The sequence below is a fragment of the Blastococcus aggregatus genome (genome assembly GCF_900221005.1).
GTDB lineage: Bacteria > Actinomycetota > Actinomycetes > Mycobacteriales > Geodermatophilaceae > Blastococcus > Blastococcus aggregatus.
In genome coordinates this window covers 39,198-56,636 of sequence record NZ_OBQI01000004.1, presented here as the reverse complement: position 1 = coordinate 56,636, position 17,439 = coordinate 39,198, and the positions used below count along the sequence as shown (strand labels likewise).

16 protein-coding genes are annotated in these 17,439 nt (G+C 69.1%); 12 read left to right on the top strand and 4 right to left on the bottom strand.

The window, feature by feature from the left end; all coding sequences use genetic code 11:
* Position 1 precedes the first annotated feature (1 nt).
* The 6 genes from CRP29_RS13565 to CRP29_RS22775 all read left to right on the top strand — a co-directional run bounded on the left by CRP29_RS13565 (position 2) and on the right by CRP29_RS22775 (position 6,048).
* On the top strand, positions 2-472 hold the full coding sequence (locus CRP29_RS13565) for a TadE/TadG family type IV pilus assembly protein (RefSeq protein ID WP_097195613.1): 471 nt from the start codon (positions 2-4) through the stop codon (positions 470-472).
* Positions 469-933 (top strand): pilus assembly protein TadE, encoded by a 465-nt coding sequence (locus CRP29_RS13560; RefSeq protein ID WP_097195612.1) that lies wholly within the window; start codon positions 469-471, stop codon positions 931-933. The genes CRP29_RS13565 and CRP29_RS13560 overlap by 4 nt, the downstream gene beginning before the upstream one ends.
* Positions 930-1,355, top strand: coding sequence for a hypothetical protein (locus CRP29_RS13555; RefSeq protein ID WP_097195611.1), 426 nt, complete (start codon positions 930-932; stop codon positions 1,353-1,355). The genes CRP29_RS13560 and CRP29_RS13555 overlap by 4 nt, the downstream gene beginning before the upstream one ends.
* Positions 1,352-4,723: a LysM peptidoglycan-binding domain-containing protein gene (locus CRP29_RS13550; RefSeq protein WP_097195610.1), complete on the top strand. Its 3,372-nt coding sequence runs from the start codon at positions 1,352-1,354 to the stop codon at positions 4,721-4,723. The genes CRP29_RS13555 and CRP29_RS13550 overlap by 4 nt, the downstream gene beginning before the upstream one ends.
* 403 nt (positions 4,724-5,126) lie before the next feature.
* On the top strand, positions 5,127-5,879 hold the full coding sequence (locus CRP29_RS13545; protein WP_097195609.1) for a class E sortase: 753 nt from the start codon (positions 5,127-5,129) through the stop codon (positions 5,877-5,879).
* A 10-nt stretch (positions 5,880-5,889) separates the two neighbouring features.
* The gene (locus tag CRP29_RS22775; RefSeq protein ID WP_097195608.1) at positions 5,890-6,048 is read left to right on the top strand and encodes a hypothetical protein; all 159 of its coding nucleotides are present in this window, start codon (positions 5,890-5,892) and stop codon (positions 6,046-6,048) included.
* 127 nt (positions 6,049-6,175) lie between these two features.
* Here the strand turns inward: CRP29_RS22775 and resB are convergent, their stop codons facing one another.
* Positions 6,176-7,903 carry a cytochrome c biogenesis protein ResB gene (resB, locus tag CRP29_RS13535; RefSeq protein WP_245852798.1) on the bottom strand — a complete coding sequence of 576 codons (1,728 nt, stop codon included), beginning with the start codon at positions 7,901-7,903 and terminating at the stop codon, positions 6,176-6,178.
* A gap of 339 nt (positions 7,904-8,242) precedes the next feature.
* The gene (locus tag CRP29_RS13530; protein WP_245852797.1) at positions 8,243-8,803 is read right to left on the bottom strand and encodes a C40 family peptidase; all 561 of its coding nucleotides are present in this window, start codon (positions 8,801-8,803) and stop codon (positions 8,243-8,245) included.
* A 412-nt stretch (positions 8,804-9,215) separates the two neighbouring features.
* Here CRP29_RS13530 and efeB point away from each other — a divergent pair, with 412 nt between their 5' ends.
* A complete protein-coding gene (gene efeB / locus CRP29_RS13525; RefSeq protein ID WP_281256805.1) occupies positions 9,216-10,508 on the top strand; it encodes an iron uptake transporter deferrochelatase/peroxidase subunit in 1,293 nt (430 codons plus the stop codon).
* 181 nt (positions 10,509-10,689) lie between these two features.
* Here efeB and ctaD read toward each other — a convergent pair whose 3' ends face one another.
* Positions 10,690-12,441, bottom strand: a complete 1,752-nt coding sequence (gene ctaD / locus CRP29_RS13520; RefSeq protein ID WP_040336908.1) for an aa3-type cytochrome oxidase subunit I — start codon at positions 12,439-12,441, stop codon at positions 10,690-10,692.
* 194 nt (positions 12,442-12,635) lie between these two features.
* Between ctaD and CRP29_RS13515 the strand changes: the two genes are divergently transcribed.
* The 5 genes from CRP29_RS13515 to CRP29_RS13495 all read left to right on the top strand — a co-directional run bounded on the left by CRP29_RS13515 (position 12,636) and on the right by CRP29_RS13495 (position 16,217).
* On the top strand, positions 12,636-13,022 hold the full coding sequence (locus CRP29_RS13515; protein ID WP_040336907.1) for a BlaI/MecI/CopY family transcriptional regulator: 387 nt from the start codon (positions 12,636-12,638) through the stop codon (positions 13,020-13,022).
* Positions 13,019-13,963 (top strand): M56 family metallopeptidase, encoded by a 945-nt coding sequence (locus CRP29_RS13510; protein WP_051515494.1) that lies wholly within the window; start codon positions 13,019-13,021, stop codon positions 13,961-13,963. The genes CRP29_RS13515 and CRP29_RS13510 overlap by 4 nt, the downstream gene beginning before the upstream one ends.
* Before the next feature lie 54 nt (positions 13,964-14,017).
* Complete coding sequence (locus CRP29_RS13505; RefSeq protein WP_231486448.1) at positions 14,018-14,446, top strand: cupredoxin domain-containing protein; 429 nt, start codon at positions 14,018-14,020, stop codon at positions 14,444-14,446.
* Positions 14,447-14,536: 90 nt separating this feature from the next.
* On the top strand, positions 14,537-15,127 hold the full coding sequence (locus tag CRP29_RS13500; protein ID WP_097195607.1) for a copper resistance CopC family protein: 591 nt from the start codon (positions 14,537-14,539) through the stop codon (positions 15,125-15,127).
* Positions 15,120-16,217, top strand: coding sequence for a copper resistance D family protein (locus CRP29_RS13495; RefSeq protein WP_141437123.1), 1,098 nt, complete (start codon positions 15,120-15,122; stop codon positions 16,215-16,217). Before CRP29_RS13500 ends, CRP29_RS13495 begins: the two co-directional genes overlap by 8 nt.
* 204 nt (positions 16,218-16,421) lie before the next feature.
* Here the strand turns inward: CRP29_RS13495 and CRP29_RS13490 are convergent, their stop codons facing one another.
* Positions 16,422-17,390, bottom strand: coding sequence for a cation diffusion facilitator family transporter (locus CRP29_RS13490; protein ID WP_166518177.1), 969 nt, complete (start codon positions 17,388-17,390; stop codon positions 16,422-16,424).
* Positions 17,391-17,439: the final 49 nt, after the last annotated feature.

Genomic DNA, 17,439 nt, shown 5'->3' with positions numbered 1-17,439 from the left:
CATGCTCGAGGCGCGTACTGCGGACCATGCGGCATCCTCGCCGCACGGTCCGGTCGCGCGCCCGGGCTCTCTCCGGGATCGCGGCCGCGGAAGGGAGCGGGGCTCATCCAGCGTCGAGTTCGCGATTCTGTTCCCCATCATCGTCGCGCTGCTGTTGGCCGGCCCGCAGCTCGCGCTGTGGTACTTCGCCCGGGAAGCGGCCGACGCCGCGGCGCACGCCGGAGCCCGCGCCGCGAGCGTCCACGGGGCGGTCGGGGGAGCGGGGCGGGCGGCGGCGGACACGTACCTGGACAACCTCGGCACCGGCACGATCACCGGCTATTCGGTGACCGAGTCCGACACCGCCACCACGGTCTCGGTACACGTCACCGCCAGCGTGCCCAACGTGATCCCGCTGCCCGGCTTCACCCCGACCGTCGATGTCACGGTGGTGCGCGGCAAGGAGCGCTTCACCACCCCGGACTCGCCATGAGCCGCGACCTGCAGCCGGCCACGAACGGCCGCCGGCGGTGGTGGCGCGACGACCGCGGCTCGGAGTCCGTGGAGCTGGCGATCCTGCTGCCAGTCGGACTTCTCTTGGTGGCCATGCTGGTCGTCGGCGCCCGTATCGCGCTGGCCGGCGACCGCATCAGCGGCGTCGCCGGGATCGCGGCGCGGGACGCCTCGCTGGCCCGATCGGCCGCCGCGGCCCAGCAGATCGCCACCGAAACTGCCACCACCGCACTGACCAGCCAGGGCCTGCACTGCATCAACGTCCAGATCCGCGTCGACACCTCCGGGTTCTCCGCGCCACCGGGAGCCTCCGCGTCGGTCACCGTCGCCGTGTCGTGCACCGTCAACCTGTCCGACATCGGCGTCGCCGGCTTGCCCGGCTCGCGGACTCTTACCGACAGCGCCACCAGCCCGCTCGACCCAGCCCGGGACTTGTCGTGACTTCCCCGCCGCACGCCCGCGCGCGGCTCCGGGACGACCGAGGGTCGGTAGCCGTGCTGTTCTGCTTCATCGTGCTCATCACCGGCGTCCTGGTCACCGCACTCGTCGACGCAGGAACCGCGATCCAGGCCGCCAACCGCGCCGACACCTACGCGGCCGAAGCAGCCCGCGCAGCCAGCATCGCCATCGGCCCGGTCCCCACCGGCGGCAACACCGACGCGCAACTGGCGGCAACCGCGGCCCGCTCCTACCTCGACCAAGCCGGCGCGACCGGAACGGTGACCGTCACCGGCCCCGGCATCGTCGAGGTCAGCGTGACCGTCACCGACTCGACACCCATGCTCGGCATCCCGGTCAGCCAGACTCGCGTGCACACCGCACAGCTGCTGGTCGGGGTCACCACCGGTAAGGGACTGTCGTGACCGGCCACGCCGCCCGCCTGCTCAAGGCCGTGGCCGCCCTCGTGGCGCTGCTCGCCGTCGTCGTCGGCGTACCTGTGCTGATGGCGGTGCTGCGTCTGGTTCCGGACAGCCTGCCGTCGCTGGACGAGATCGGCGCCGTCCTGACGTCTCGCGACGACGGGCAGCTCGTCGGACTCGTCCTCGCGGCCGGCGTGTGGGTGTGCTGGGCACTGTTCACCGCCGCGACAGCGGCGGAGGTCGTGGCGTTCGCCCGCGCGCGGCCGGTTCGGGCGCTGCCCGGGCTCGGGATCTTCCAGCGGCCGGCCGCCGCCCTGGTCGCCGCCGTCGCGGTCGGACTCACCGTCGCTCCACTGGCCGCCGGCGGTCCCGCATCCATCACCACGGCGCCGCCACTGCCGGTCGCGGCCACATCCACCGCCGTCCCGCCCTCGGTGGAGTACGCCAGCCCGCTCTTCACGGAGCAGGCGCCGGTCACGTACTCGATGCCGGACGAGCAAGCGCCCCCGGCTGAGACCGCGACCTACCAGGTGCAGCGCCGGGACACCCTGTGGGCATTGGCCGAGCGGCATCTCGGGGACCCGTTGCGGTATCCGGAGATCGCCAGGCTCAACCCGACCGCAGTCGGTCCGGACAACGAAATCTTCACGGGCACGGTGCTGGTCCTGCCGCCCGACGCGGTCGGCCTGCCGCCGATTGGCTCAGCCCCGACCACCGCGATGACTGTAGAGGACGTCACGGTGGAATCCGGTGACACCCTGTGGGACCTCACCGAGGAGATCACCGGCAATGGGCACAGTTGGCACCAAGCTTGGGAGCTCAACCGCGGACGCACCCAACCCGGAGGCGCCACCTTCACCGACCCGTCGCTGATCCGACCGGGGTGGACGCTGAGCATCCCGGACGCAACCAGTCCCGCGACGCCCGCGCCCGGCGCACCCGGGCAGCCTCCAGACGAGTCGGCACCGCCCACGAGCGAGCCGGCACCGCCATCGGCGCCAGCCCCGAGCACCGCGCCTGCCGCTGACCCGACCCCGCCGGGCACCGATGCGCCGCCTCCGCCCGCGCCGGGTCCGGCGACCAACGCCCCCACCTCGTCTCCCACGGCTGCCCCGAACAGCGTCGAGCCGTCGTCCGCGAAGCCTCACGAGACCCCGACGGGGAGCACCTCGGAACTGCCGACGATCGCCTTCGCTGCCGGTGGGGGGCTGCTGCTGGCCGGGGCCTCGTTGACCGCGCTGCTGCGCTACCGCCGCAGTCAGTTCCGGCAGCGACGTCCCGGCCGCACGATCGGCAGCACACCACCAGAGCTGCTGCACGTCGAACGAGCACTGCAGGTGGCCGGCAGTGTCGGCAGTGCGGACGTCACCTGGCTGGACCAGACGCTGCGGGCCCTGGTGCAGGCATTGGCGAGGGTCGACGGTGCTCGCCTGCCCGACGTGGTGGCGGTCTGCATGACCGACGACGTCCTGACTCTGGTACTCACCGAGCCGGCCTTGGAGGCCCCGGAGCCGTGGACGGTGGACCCGGTTGGCACGCGCTGGTCGATCCGGCGCGACGACCCGCTGACCTACGACGAGCAGCAGCGGGCCTACTTCTTTGCACCGTTCCCCATGCTCGCGTCGGTGGGCTACACGGCTGAGGGCGAGCGCTGGCTGGTCGACCTGGAACGGGTCGCAACCCTGTCCCTGTCCGGGGACGTCGAACGCTGCCTCAACCTGGCCCGGTTCCTCGCTGCCGAGCTGGCGCACAACACGTGGTCGGAGATGCTGCAGGTGACCCTGGTCGGCTTCGGCCAGGAGTTGGCCCAGATCAATCCCGAGCGGCTGACCTACACCGACGACGTCGAGAAGGCGATCGCGGTGCTCGGCGGCCAGCTCGAGTCGGTCACCGACGCCATGCATGTCGCCGACGTCGACGTGCTGTCGGGCCGGTTGCGTGATGTGGCCGGCGATGCGTGGGCGCCCCACGTGCTGCTCATCGCCCCGGACGTGGCCAAGGACGACGCCGGGCTGGAACGACTGATGGCTGCGATCCAGCAGCAGCGCGGCCGCGGCGCGGTAGCGTTGGTGCTCATCGACGACCCGGCCCTCGGGGACGCCGCCCGATGGCAGCTGACGATCGATGAGGCCGGGATACTCCGCATCCCGGCGCTGGGCCTAGAGGTGATTGCGCAGCAGATCCCGGCCGACGAGGCCGCGCAGCTGGCCGAAGTGCTCGCGCTGGCGGCCGTCACCGACGACCGGCCGATGCCACCGGCCCACGGGGACAAGCCTTGGGACGAGCACGCCGACGCCTGCGGTGGCCTTCGAGTCGACCTGTCCCGCGCCGCGCGGCTGCAGCCGTCGGGTACGGCCGGAGCGGATGTCGGCCCGGTGTCCGGCCTGGCAGACACCTCGCCGTGGATGACCAACTCGGTGTTACCGCTGTCCGAGCAGACCTATCTGGACCGCGCCGCGACCACCGAGCAGGATCTGCAGGCACTGGCTCCCGCTACCGACGTGGGCATCCGCCACGAGGTCGAGGCTGCCGATCCCGCCCTGGACGCCGACCTCGCCGACTGGGCTGACCCGTCGTGTCCACGGCCGAAGTTGACCCTGCTCGGACCGGTCGAAGTGCGGGCGCAGGGCACGCTGCCCGAGCGCAACCCGCGGCGGCAGTTCTACACCGAGATCATCGCCTACCTGGCCACCCGGCCCGGCAGCGTGACCAGCGAGCGCTACGCCACCGCGATCTGGCCGAACGAGCCCGATGTCGTCGGCAAGACCAAGGTGCGGCAGTCGATCTCGATCGTGCGCGCATGGCTGGGCACCAACCCCGTGACCGGCGCGGACTACCTCCCGTCAGGGGTCACCGCAGGCGGAGTTGGCCGCTACCGCATCGACGATGTCCTCATCGACGCCGAGCTGTTCCGTCGACTGCGAGTCCGCGGGCTGGCCCGCGGTGTCGACGGGATAGCAGACCTACAGGCCGCTCTCGACATGGTCACCGGGCAGCCGTTCGACCTGCCCACGTCGCGGCAGGGTGCGCCCGGCGGCTACAGCTGGCTGGTCGAGGAAAACTCCCGGATGGACCACGAGTACGCCGCCATGATCGTTGACGTGGCGCACACCGTCGCGACGCACCACCTTGCCGCCGGCGAGCCCGAGCTCGCTGCGGCCGCCGCCAAGGTGGCTTTGAGAGCCGGCAGTTACGAGGACGTGCCGCTGCTCGACCTGGTCGCCGCCTGCGATGCCCTGGACAACCGGGCCGAAGCCGATGCATACGTCGCTCGCATCCTGGCCAACCACGACGCCGAGGTCGAAGAAGATCTTCCACCCAGAACCGCTGAGATCCTCTTCCGCCGTCGGTGGACCAACCGAGCCAGCTGACCAGGGCGGTCGGCGGCAGCGTGATTCCGGTGACGCCGGCGTTGCAGGCGGAGCGGCAACGGTGCCCCGCCGTGTGAGGCGACCGGCCGGCGGTGCGATGGGTGTGTGAGGGCGGCGACAGAGATCCCGACGGCGTGGTGTCCGGGGACGGGATCGCGTCTCGCAGGATCGTCGGGGGACCACGCCGCGACGACGCGCTCCCGCCCGGGGCATCGAGATCCAACGCGTTGAACAGCTCGGCTACTACTATCCGTCGTAGTGGATGTTGTGCAGGGGGATGTAGGCGGGCCGCCAGGTACGCGGACAAGCGGCTCGTTCTTCTACGTCTTGGGCATCCCGCCTCGTCGTTCCAGCAGCCTCACAACGCGATTCCATTACATGGCATCCGACCTAGGAGCACTGAGTGCACGGCACGCAATCCACTAGCGCTCAGTCTCGATGGCGCACCGTTGCGCGTTCGATCGGAGAGGTCCTGGTGACCGGGGGCCTCGTGGTGCTTCTATTCGTCGTCTACGAGCTGTTCGTGACCGACGTGCTCACTGACCGCAGGCAGGACCAGCTGAAGAGGGATCTGCGTCAGGGATGGACGGCGGAGGCAGAAGCCCGTCCGGCGCCGCGCGTCAGCATCCTGGGCGACGCGTTCGCCGTTCTGCACATCCCAAGGCTGGGTGCTGACTACGAGCAGGTCGTGCTCGAGGGCACCGCCGAGGAGCAGCTGGCGCAGGGGCCGGGCCACTACGAGGGGACGGCGTTGCCGGGCGAGCAGGGCAACGTGGCGCTCGCGGGTCACCGGGTCGGCAAAGGGTCGCCGTTCCTGGATCTTGACCGGCTGCGTCCGGGTGACCCCATCGTCATCGAGACGGCCGACCGCTGGTTCGTCTATCGGGTACTCGGGGACCCTGTGACGGGCGACTTCACCACCGACCCGAGCGGGATTCCCGGCCAACAGATCGTCCGTCCGTCCGACATCGAAGTGATCTCGCCGACGCCCAATGGAGCCGAGGACGGTCCACCGAGCGGGGCATATCTGACGCTGACCACGTGCCATCCGAAGTACTCCGCGCGGCAGCGGCTGATCATCCACGCCGGGCTGGAGGGCGACGGCCTGACCAAGACCGAGATGCCCGACGGCCCGCCGGCCCTGCGCGAGAGCTGAGAGGACCCGCATGTACCTCTGGATGTGGCGTCACCTGCCCGGTGGCACGGCGACCAGGGCGGTGACCGCGCTGGCCTTGGTGCTTGTGGTCTGCGCGCTGCTGCTGTTCGTCGTCTTCCCGTGGATGGAGCCGCGCCTTCCGTTCAACGACGTGACGGTGGGCGGCTGATGGCGTCCCGGCACAGACGACGACGTCAGTGGCGTGCTCACGACGCCTCCGGTGGACGACCTCCGTGAGCCCGGAGTCCCGCTTCTGCTGCTAAGGCGCGGGATGGGAGGGCGGACGGCCTCGCGGTTCAACGGCCGTGGTGTTGTCCCGGCTGGCTGTCACCGAGCAGGCTGCTGGTGAGTCCGTGGAGTCGTTCGCGGATGTCACCGTTCCCACCCAGTGCGAGTCCCGCCATCGACACCGTCGTCGACCGGTCGTCGACAGAGCTCGACACCTGCGAGCTGGCAATTCGAGCAAAGACCCGCTCCCGGCGCACCAGCAGTGTGACCAGAAGTCCGAGCAGCATGGTGATGGCGCTGATGAGGACAGCGACCTGCCCCGGATCGTGCGACACCTGCAGGGCCGCGAACTCACGGAACCCGTCGAAGCGGACGACGGTGCCGTCTTCGAACTCTGCGCTCTCGCCGATGTCCAAGTTCGCCTCCCCGATCTGGTTCAGCGCACCGACGTCGATCTGTCGTTGGTCCAGCGTGAAGACCGACTGTGGCGCACCGCTGTCCAGCCCCAGGTAGCCGCGATAGCCGACGATGGCGACCTGCGGGTTGAGCGGCCGCGCATCCACCGAGGTCAGGACGCCGCCCTGGATCAGGCCGGTCGGAGCGAAGAAGCCCTCGAGGGCGAACCCGTCACCGGAGCCGTCACCGAGATCCGGCAACTTCACGACTCCCTCGCTGGCGAACGTCGTGCTGTCCCGGGGCAGGAACGGTGCCGACAGCTGCTCGAAGACCTGACCGCCCGGCAGCGTCACTGTGAAAAGGGGTGTGAAGCCGTGCCCCGTCACGTACAGACGGTCCCCGTCGGAGCGGAACGGGTCGTTGACCCCGATCGTCGTCTGCTCCGTGGCCGCTCCCGGCTCTGCCTGCACCCCGATGTCGGCGGTGAAGGAGGCCGGCGTGCCGTTCGGCTCGTACGTGGCGCGGAAATCCTCCAGGTCGAAGCAGAGCGGCGTCAGGCCGTCCGGATCCACCAACGGCCCTGCGACATACCGGTCGTACTGCTGGAAGGAGTTGCAGAAGCCGTCTCCCTCGGTAACCAGGATGCTGCCTTCGTAGCCCCACAACCTGCCGCCGGCCAGCGCGACGAGCAGGGCCAAGAGCGAGACGTGAAAGACGAGGTTGCCGGTTTCCTTCACCCGACCGCGCTCGGCCGATATCTCCACACCACCGGGGATGCTGCGTCGGGACACCCGGAACCGCGCCGATCGCAGATCGGCCTCGAGCTGCTCAGCCACCGTCTCCGAGGGCAGTGACACCGTGTTCTCCGTGTGAACCGGGAGCCGGTGCAGATGCCGAGGTACGGGCGGCGGCTCGGCCCGTAGGGCCCGCAGGTGCTCGGTGCAGCGCGGGACCAGGCAGCCGATGAGCGAGATGAAGAGCAGGAGGTAGATCGCCGAGAACCACGGGCTGGCGAAGACGTCGAACATCCACAACCTGTCGAGGACAGGCGCCAGGTCGGGATTTTCTCGGAAGTACCGGGCCACCGCGCTGGGCGTCAACGACCGCTGCGGGAACAGCGAGCCGGGCACAGCCGCCAGCGCCAGCAGGAACAGCAGCACCACCGCCGTCCGCATGCTGGTCAACCACCGCCAGCGGCGCACCAGCCACCGTCCAGGTCGGCGCAGCACCGAGTTCTGATGGGCGGCGACCGATGCTCGGTCGGGCTGGGTCTGCAGGTCGGTCATGCCGTCCTCGCTGTACCCGTGCCTTGAAGAGGGGTCGTTGAACTCGTCCGGACGCTCGAGCACCAACTCACTGCGGCTCCTTCTTGCAGGCTGCCTGCGCGCGCCGCGGTCCATGCGGACCGTGGCCGACGGCGTGGTCGAGCGCTGGTGGGAGTGCCGACCGCCGATAGATTACGATGCGCTTTAGTAGATAGGAGCGACGGGTCATCAGCTACCGACGGCGAGCCGCGCAGACGGCACCGATGCGGTCCATCGGTTCGATGCGACTTGCGGGCGGGATCGCTGGAGCGCAGAGCCGAAGTGCACGCAGTCGGTGTGGCGGGATGCAGCGGTGGGCCGTCTTCATCGACCAGAAGCGTCTCGGCGAGGTGAGCAGACTTGCGCCAGCGAGCAGAGGCGGGACCTGCTGTCAGCGCCGTCCGACGAAGCTGTCTCCTCGCTCGAGGCGACTGCCTACGAGAGCACCCGGCGAATCACGGTGGGATCGCCCACCGACTGGATCTTGACGACCTCGCCGGGTTGTGGCGCGGCAATCATCTTGCCGTCACCCATGAAGATCCCCACGTGGTCGATACCTGGCCTCTCGGGCGAGTAGTCGAAGAACAGCAGATCCCCCGGGCGGGCCTCCGCCATCGACGGGACAGCTCGTCCAGCGGTCGCCTGCTGAGAGGAGACGCGGGGGAGGTCTACGCCCTGACTCTTGTAGACCAACTGTGTGAATCCGGAGCAGTCGAGACCCTTCGAGGGGTCGGTGCCGCCCCATAGGTAGGGCACTCCGAGATACTGGAGCGCCTTTCCCGTGATGGCGGACTCGCGGTCCGTTCCGGCGACCATCGGCGCCGCATCGGTCGCGCCGGCAGGCGAACTCGTGGCCACAGCCGGCGGCCGTGAGGCGTCCACCAGACCGGCAGCGGTCGCAGCGGACATCCAGTCGGCCGCGGTCGCGCGCGGTCGCGCACTCAGTGGCGCGAGCTGCGCCTGAATCTCGGCGATGCGTGACTGCACCTGCGACATCCCATCCATCATCAGGTCTCCCGCTGTCGTGCACCGGTCCGCAGGTCAGCGTCGAGGTAGGCCCAACTGTTGCCGGAACAAGTGGGTCCCATCGTCCTGGAGTGCGTAGACGTCACGACTAGTCAAGGTAGTAGCCGTCGATGCGGCACGCCGGCACGGCTCGCTGCCGGCGTTCCTCTCTGGTTGGGCCGAGAGCGGGCCGTGGCGTGTCGCAGCCCGCAACGCAGGTCGCCGCACGAATCCGCGGTCGCGGATTGTCGCGATTGCCAAACTGGCCTCGGCGTTGCCCGACCCGATCATCAGCCCGCCTTGAGTCTGGGTGCCGAGCGGACCAGACTCCTATGTCGGATAGTAGCCTGGCCGTGGTGTGCGCCCTTCAGTTTTCAACGTGCGAAGCTCCGCGGATCCTGTCGTGACTGACGAGTCGCCGCCGGCGGACCGACCGGCGGAGAGGCAGGAGCGCGGCCTGTCCCGTCGAAAGCTCTTCGGCATGGCGGGGCTCGGGACCGCGGGCGTCCTGGCGTCCGGGGCAGTCGGGGGAGTAGTAGGTCGCACGACCGCCGCGAGGCCGCCGTCGCCCGTCGTGTCGTCGTCGACAGCGCGGGAGTCTCCCACGCCGGTCGAGTTCACGGGTACTCACCAGGCGGGGATCGTGACGCCGGCGCAGGACCGGCTCCACTTCGTCGCGTTCGACGTCGTCACCGACAGCCGTGAGGCGCTCGTGGCAATGCTGGCGTCGTGGACGGCGGCCGCCCGGCGACTGACCGCCGGTGAGATCGTCGGCCCGGACGACAGTGGTGAGGCGCAGGGACTACCGCCGTCCGGCCTCACGCTGACCGTCGGATTCGGACCGACGCTGTTCATGACGGGCGATGGAGTCGACCGCTTCGAACTGGCGGCTCGTCGCCCGAAATCCCTGGTCGAGCTACCAGTGTTCCCAGGCGACGCGCTCGATCCCTCCATCAGCGGGGGGGACCTGTGCGTCCAGGCGTGCGCCAACGACCCCCAGGTGGCGGTGCACGCCGTGCGCAGCCTGGTGCGCCTGGGCGTCGGGGTGGTGCGTGTGCGCTGGACCCAACTCGGGTTCGGCCGCACGTCATCCACCAGTACGGCACAGGCGACGCCGCGCAACCTCCTCGGCTTCAAGGACGGCACGGCCAACCTCAAGGCCGAGAACGGCAGCGCACTCGAGCAGTTCGTATGGGTGGGGGAGGACGACGTCGCTTGGCTGGCCGGCGGTTCCTATCTGGTCACCCGTCGGATCCGCATGCTGATCGAGGACTGGGACCAGGTGCCCGCACCCCACCAGGAGGCGGTGATCGGACGCACGAAGACCGCGGGCGCGCCGCTGGGTCAGCGAAAGGAATTCGACCCGACCGACTTCGGCGCCGTCAGGGGCGATGGTCCGGCCATCCCGCATAACTCGCATGTATTCCTGTCTCATCCCACCAATTCAGGAACGGCCATGTTGCGGCGTGGGTACAGCTTCGTGGACGGCACAGACGATTCCGGCCGTCTCGATGCCGGCCTCTTCTTCATTGCCTACCAGCGCAACCCGGATACCGGCTTCGTGCAGGTGCAGCGAAACCTTGCCGCGGATGCGCTCAACCGGTTCATCCAGCACAGGTCCTCCGCCGTGTTCGCCTGCCCGCCGGGAGCTCGCGATGCCGACGACTGGTGGGGAAGGACTCTGTTCGAGGCTTGACCGCCTACGCCACGGGCTTGCCGAGGCGCTACCGAGGGGTCAACAGCAGGCGCCACGGGGCGGACGCAGTCAATGCCCGTGCAGCGGGTCGAGCGGGCGGGGTGGGCCTACAGCGACCCACCCCGTCTCGAAAGGCGGACCGGGGCGCCGGCGAATGGTCGGTGTCGTTCCTCCCAGTGGCTCAGGTGACGTCAGGGTCGTTCGGGCCTTGACGCTTTCCCGTGCCTGGGATGAGCTCGCTGACGTAGGGGGCGTGGCGCTTGCCCGCGTGCGCCTCGTCCTGCAGCCGCTCGACCAGGTGCGGGTAGTGCGCCTCGAACGCGGGGCGCTCGGAGCGGATCCGCGGAAGCTCCACGAAGTTGTGCCGCGGCGGCGGGGACGACGTCGCCCACTCCAACGAGTTGCCGTAACCCCACGGGTCGTCGCGCAGGGCGAGCTTCCCGTACTTCCAGGACCGCACCACGTTGTAGATGAACGGGATCACCGAGGCGCCGAGCACAAAGCTGAAGATTGTGGAAATCATGTTCAGCGTGGTGAACCCATCAGTGGGCAGATAGTCGGCATATCGGCGCGGCATGCCCTGGTTGCCCAGCCAGTGCTGCACGAGGAACGTGCCGTGGAAGCCGACGAAGGTCATCCAGAACTGCAGCTTGCCCAGTCGCTCGTCCATCATCCGGCCGCACATCTTGGGGAACCAGAAATAGATACCGGCGTAGGCGGCGAACACCACGGTGCCGAAGACGACGTAGTGGAAGTGCGCCACGACGAAGTAGGAGTCGTGCACCTGCCAGTCCAGCGGCGGGGAGGCCAGCAGCACGCCGGTCAGACCACCGAGCAGGAAGGTCACCATGAAACCGATGGAGAACAGCATCGGCGTCTCGTAGGTCATCTGACCCCGCCACATGGTGCCGATCCAGTTGAAGAACTTCAGCCCGGTAGGTACCGCGATCAGGTAGGTGAGGAAGGCGAAGAAGGGCAGCAGCACCGCGCCGGTGGCATACATGTGGTGCGCCCAGACGGCGAGGGCGAGGAAGCCGATGGCCAGAGTCGCCCCGACCATGCCCTTGTAGCCGAACAGCGGCTTGCGGGCGAAGACCGGGATGATCTCGGTGACGATGCCGAAGAACGGCAGCGCGATGATGTAGACCTCGGGGTGGCCGAAGAACCAGAACAGGTGCTGCCAGAGCATCGGCCCGCCGTTCTCGGCCGAGAAGATGAGGGACCCGAGGTTGCGATCGGCGAGCAAGGCGAGTAGCGCCGCGGTCAGGATCGGGAAGGCCAGCAGGATCATGATGCTGGTGACCAGCGTGTTCCAGACGAAGATCGGCATCCGGAACATCGTCATGCCGGGGGCGCGGAGGCTCACGATCGTGGTGATGAAATTGACCGCACCCAGGATCGTGCCGAGACCGCTGACCGCCAGGCCGGTGATCCACAGGTCACCGCCCACGCCCGGGGAGTGCAGCTCGCTCGACAGCGGTGCATAGGCTGTCCAGCCGAAGTCCGGGGCCCCGCCGGGGGTGGCGACGCTGGAGACCACGATCAGGCTGCCGAAGAGGAACAACCAGAACGACAGCGCGTTCAGCCGTGGGAACGCTACGTCGGGGGCACCGATCTGCAGCGGCATGATCAGGTTTGCGAACGCGAAGAAAAGTGGCGTCGCGAACATCAGCAGCATGATGGTGCCGTGCATGGTGAACAGCTGGTTGTACTGCTCGGGGGAAGTGAACTGAAGGCCCGGAAGGGCTAGCTCGCCGCGCATCAACATGGCCATCAGGCCACCGATCATGAAGAACCCGAACGACGCGACCATGTACATCAGGCCGATGGTCTTGTGGTCGGTGGTTCGCAGCAGGCTGGTCAGTCGCGACCCCTTGGTCGGTGGCGGAGCCAGACTTGGCCGGGAAACGATCGGGGCTGGGGCGATCGTCATCGTCGCGGCTCACTTTCACGGAGGCGGGGGCCGACGATCAGCTGGGGCTGCGCCCGGCGGGCTGATCGATCTTCTAAGCTGAATCGTAGAGGTATCTCCTAAGTAGGATCGTAGAAGGGGTCGACGAGGGGCGCGTCCCCTGCGTGCGGCCGTCACGGTGCTTCGGCGGAGTCGCGGCGAGAGGAAGTGGGTCCATGCGACCGTTCGGAGAACTTGAGGCGGCGATCATGCGGGATCTGTGGGAGCGAGCGGAGCCTGCGACCGTCCGAGATGTGCTGGCCTCGCTCAGCACGTCCCGCAAACTCGCCTACACGACCGTGATGACGGTGATGGACAACCTGCACCGCAAGGGTCAGGTGACCCGTGAGATGAGCGGCCGGGCGTGGCTGTACCGGCCAGTGCGCACGCAGGCCCAGCACGCAGCGGCCCTGCTTCAAGACGTGCTGGCGGAGTCCGCAGATCGGCAGGAGGTGCTCATGCACTTCGTCGCCGACCTGGATTCCGACAGCGTCACCCAGCTGAGGTCGGCAGTGGAGAGCGCGCGCCGGCGCGGTCAGCAGGCTGAGGGCGGCGGACCATGATCGCCAGCCTGAGTCTGCTCTGCGTGGCGGCCGCGATCCTCCTGGTGGGTCCGCGGCTGGCATCGGCGCCCTGGACCCGGCAGGCACCGCGCGTGGCGATCTTCACCTGGCAGGCTCTGACCATCAGCGCGGTGATCACGGTCGTCCTCGCCGGCGTCACCCTGTTGATCCCGATCACGGCGCTTGCCGGCGATCTCGGCGCAGTCGTGCACGCCTGTGCCATGAGTGTCGCGGACGCCTATGGCGAGTCGGAGTTGCTGCCGGGGAAGCTTTTCGGTGCCTTTCTGGCCGGTGCGCTCCCGATGTGGGTGCTGATCTGTGGAGTGCGCGTTCTAGGCGGTGGCTGGTGGAGTCGCCGTCAGCTACGCCGTTCTCTCAGCCTCATCACCGAGACGGACGCCGGCTTGGGCATCTCCGTCATCGAGACGCCCGCCCCTGCCGCCTTCTGCCTGCCGGGACGGTCGGCGCAGATCGTGGTCACACGGGGAGCGCTGAGCAATCTGTCCAGCTGTGAGTTGGATGGGGTGCTGGCCCACGAGGCGGCTCACCTCCGTGGCCGCCACAACCTGGCTGTGGCGCTGTCGCAGATCCTGGCGCGCGCTTTCCCTCGTGTCCGCTTGTTCCAGGTGGCCACCCGGGAGACCCGGCAGCTGATCGAGCTGCTGGCGGACGACGCGGCGCTGCAGCGGGTCGACCGGGTCAACCTGGCCTCGGCCATCGTGAGCCTTGCCGAGATGAAGGCACCTGCTGCTGCCCTGGCGATGGCTCAGGATGCGGCGGTTCTTCGTGTCTCACGCCTCCTGTCCCCGGAGCCGCCGCTGAATCCGTGGCGGTACCGCGTTGCTGTCGTCGGTGCACTGACCGTCGTCGTAGCGCCGCTGCTCATCGCCGGCTACCCCGCCGTGTGTGCCGCGCTGAGCGACATCTGCAACATCCCGTGACAGCGACCGGGGTGGCAGTGACCAATGGCTGAGTTGATCGTGAGCCGGCGAACGGTGCTGCTGACCGGTCTGGCGGGGGTGGGCGCCATGGCGTTGTCCGCCTGCGGCTCGGACCCGGACGAGTCGTCCGACGACGCGCCGGCTGACGTGGCGGTCGACGGAACGGTCTCCATCGCCCCGGACGGGACCCAGGAGGTCACAGTGCTGGTGCGCGACGACTACGACTTCTACCCTGCCGCGTTCACGGTGACCACCGGGCGGGTGCGGCTCTCCCTCATCAGCGAGGCGAAGGAGTTGACGCACAACTTCCGGTTCACGCCCGGCGTCGGGCCGGCCGAGATCGCCGAAGAGATTCCCATCCTGGCACCGGGCGAAAGCGACACGATGGAGTTCCCCGTGGACCAGCTGGGCGACTACCAGTTCGAGTGTTCGTTCCATGTCGCTCTGGGCCAGATCGGGACGATGACCGTCACGTCAGCCTGACGTCACGGACGCAGGTAGCCAGACCGCTTCCACTCGCCAGATCACGTTCACGCTCAGCCCGCTCCTATCCGAAACGCTACTGAGGCCCCCATGGTGTCGTCTGTTCCACGCAGTCTCGTTCTAGCCGCTGCGACGGTCCTCGCCTCGCTACTGCTCGTCCTCAGCGGCGGTCCGGCTGCGGCCCACACCGGCTTGCAGTCCTCGACGCCGGCTGACGGGCAGACGCTGACCGTCGCTCCGGACGCGATCAGCCTCACGTTCTCCTCGGCGGTCGCTTCGGAGTTCGCCCAGGTGGCTGTCACCGGCCCGGATGGGGAGTCGGTCACCTCCGGGGAGGCCGCCATCGACGGTGCGGTCGTGTCACAGCCGGTCAGCACGAGCGGTGACGGCGCTTACGTGGTGGCCTACCGGGTCGTCTCTGATGACGGCCACCCCGTGTCCGGCCAGCTCACCTTCACCCTGACGGGCTCCGGCGGTGCGGCGACGGAGACGGCCCCGGCTCAGCCGACTCTGGCGACCACGCCCGCTCCCAGCCCGGACACGGCGAGCGCGGTCTCCCCGGCCGTCGACAGCGACGCAGACAGCAGCTGGGGCCTGTGGTTGCTCCTCGCCGCGGTGGGCCTGCTGTTCATCGTGGCCACGTGGCTCGCGCTGCGCCGGCGCGGCGACACCGGTGGCTGAGCCGCGCGTGGACGAGAGCTCCTCGCCGCCGGCGACGGTGCGCCGAGGCCTCCTGGTCCTCGGTTCCGCGCTGGTGGCCATCGCGGTCTGTGCGCTCACGCTGTGGGCCGGCGGCGCGGCCGCCGTCGTCTCGGTCCCCGGCATTCCGGCCCCGCCGGCGGTTGTCGCCTGGCTGGTCCCCGCCCTGCGGCTGATCGCCGACGCTTCAGCGGTACTGACCGTGGGCTGCCTGTTCGGAGCCGTGGTTCTCGTGCCGGGAGACACGGTTCTGAGTACAGCCGGCTACCGGTGGGTGCGGCTGGCCGGCTGGGGTGCAGTCGCGTGGGGCCTGGCCTCGCTGGCTTCTCTGCCGGTGCTGCTGGCCGACTTCCTCGGCACGGGGTTCTCGGCGATCTCGCTGCGCAGCGTCTGGAGCTTCGTCGAAAGCGTCGAGCAGGGGCGGGACCTGGTCGTGGTCGCCGCCCTCGCCGCCGTCGTGGCTATCTTCGCCCGAACCGTGTGGCGCCCGGCCGGGGCGCGGGTGCTGCTCCTCGTAGCCCTGGCCGCGACTGTTCCGCCGGCCTTCACCTCGCACTCCGCCGACGAGGCCGACCACGACCTCGCCGTCACCGCCGTCGCTGTGCACGTGCTCGGCGTCGTGCTGTGGGCCGGTGGCCTGCTGGCGCTGATGCTCGCCGCTAGGCTCACCGGCCCGGCGCGGACCACCGCGGTCGAACGGTTCAGCCGCCTCGCCGCACCGTTGGCCGTGGTCGTCGCCGGCAGCGGCGCCGCCACCGCCTTCACGCGCTTCTCCAGCCTCGACCAGGTGGTCGACACCGGCTACGGGATCGTGCTGCTGGCGAAGATCGTCGCCTTCGTGGGACTGCTGGCGCTGGCCGCATGGCACCGCCGGCGGGCCCTTCCGGCGCTGCGGGCGGGTCAACCGCGGGCGTTCCTGAGACTGGCCGGCGTCGAAGTGGTCCTCTTCGCCGCCACCATCGGGCTCGCCGTCGGGCTGGCGCGCACCCCCACGCCCCCGCCCGTTGTCGACGCGACCGCGGCTGCGGCCGAGCAGGTGCCCGTCTCCTACGGCAGCGATGCGGTCTTGTGATCGCAGTTGCGCGGCGCCCTTTCTGGTAGAGCCGATGTCTCGCCAACCGAGCTCTACACCTCGCGCGACCCCGACGTTTCGGCAATTGGCATGAACGGCGGCAGGTGTACTGCCGTTGATGCGTGCCGGTGTCGCGTCAACGGGGGAGGCGTCGCGTTGTTCCCCGAAGGGCGCGAGGGTGACCACAGCTTCACGAGGTCACGCTCAGTCGTGCGCCGCAAGCTCGTGTGAGGCGTGCGCCGGGGTCTCCAGCTGGAACGTCGAGTGCGCGATGCTCACGTCGAAGTGCTCGGCCAGGCACGCCTGCAATTGGTCCAACACCTGCGGCGCGTGCCCGTCCTGGAAGCAGGAGTCCTCGACCACCACGTGCGCCGTCAGCACGGGCAGCTCGCTGGTGATCTGCGAAGCGTGCAGGTCGTGTACGTCCAGCACGTGCCGAACACCCAGCAGGTGACCACGGACGTCGACGAGGTCCAGCCCCGGCGGCGTGCTCTCGAGCAGCACCGAGATGGTCTCCCGCAGCAGCTTGATCGTCCGCGGGATGATCAGCACGGCGATGAGCAAGGAGGCGACGGCGTCCGCCTGCTGCCATCCGGTCAGCACGATCACGATGGCGGAGAGGATGACGGCCACCGAGCCAAGGGTGTCGTTCAGTACCTCGAGGAACGCCGCCCGCATGTTGACGTTCGAGCTGCGTCCGCCCCTGGTCAGGATGACGATGCCAATCGCGTTGGCGACGAGGCCGACGACGCCGAAGACGAGGACCGGTGTCGTAGCGATCTCCGCGGGCTCGAAGAGTCGTCTGACGCCTTCGATGAGGACGTACGTGCCCACGGCGAACAGCGCCGCCGCCTGCAGCGTGGCGCCGAGGACCTCCGCGCGGCGGTAGCCCCACGTGCGCTTCGCTGTGGCGGGGCGCATCGCCAGAGTTGCGGCAATGAGCGCGATCGCCAGCCCGGCAGCGTCGGTGAGCATGTGTGCGGCGTCTGCCAGGAGCGCCAGGCTGCCCGAGATGAGTGCACCGATCACCTCGACCACGAGGACGGTGGAGGTGAGAGCCAGGACGATCGCGAGCCTGCGACGGTGACCTGCGGCGTTCCCCGCGGTCCCTCCGTGGTCGTGCCCGTGGGAATGTCCGCCGCTCACCGGGCTGCTACCGCCGTCGCCAGCCATGTTCTGCTCAGTACGTCATGGCGCGCGGGCAGCAGTGCAGCTGACGTGC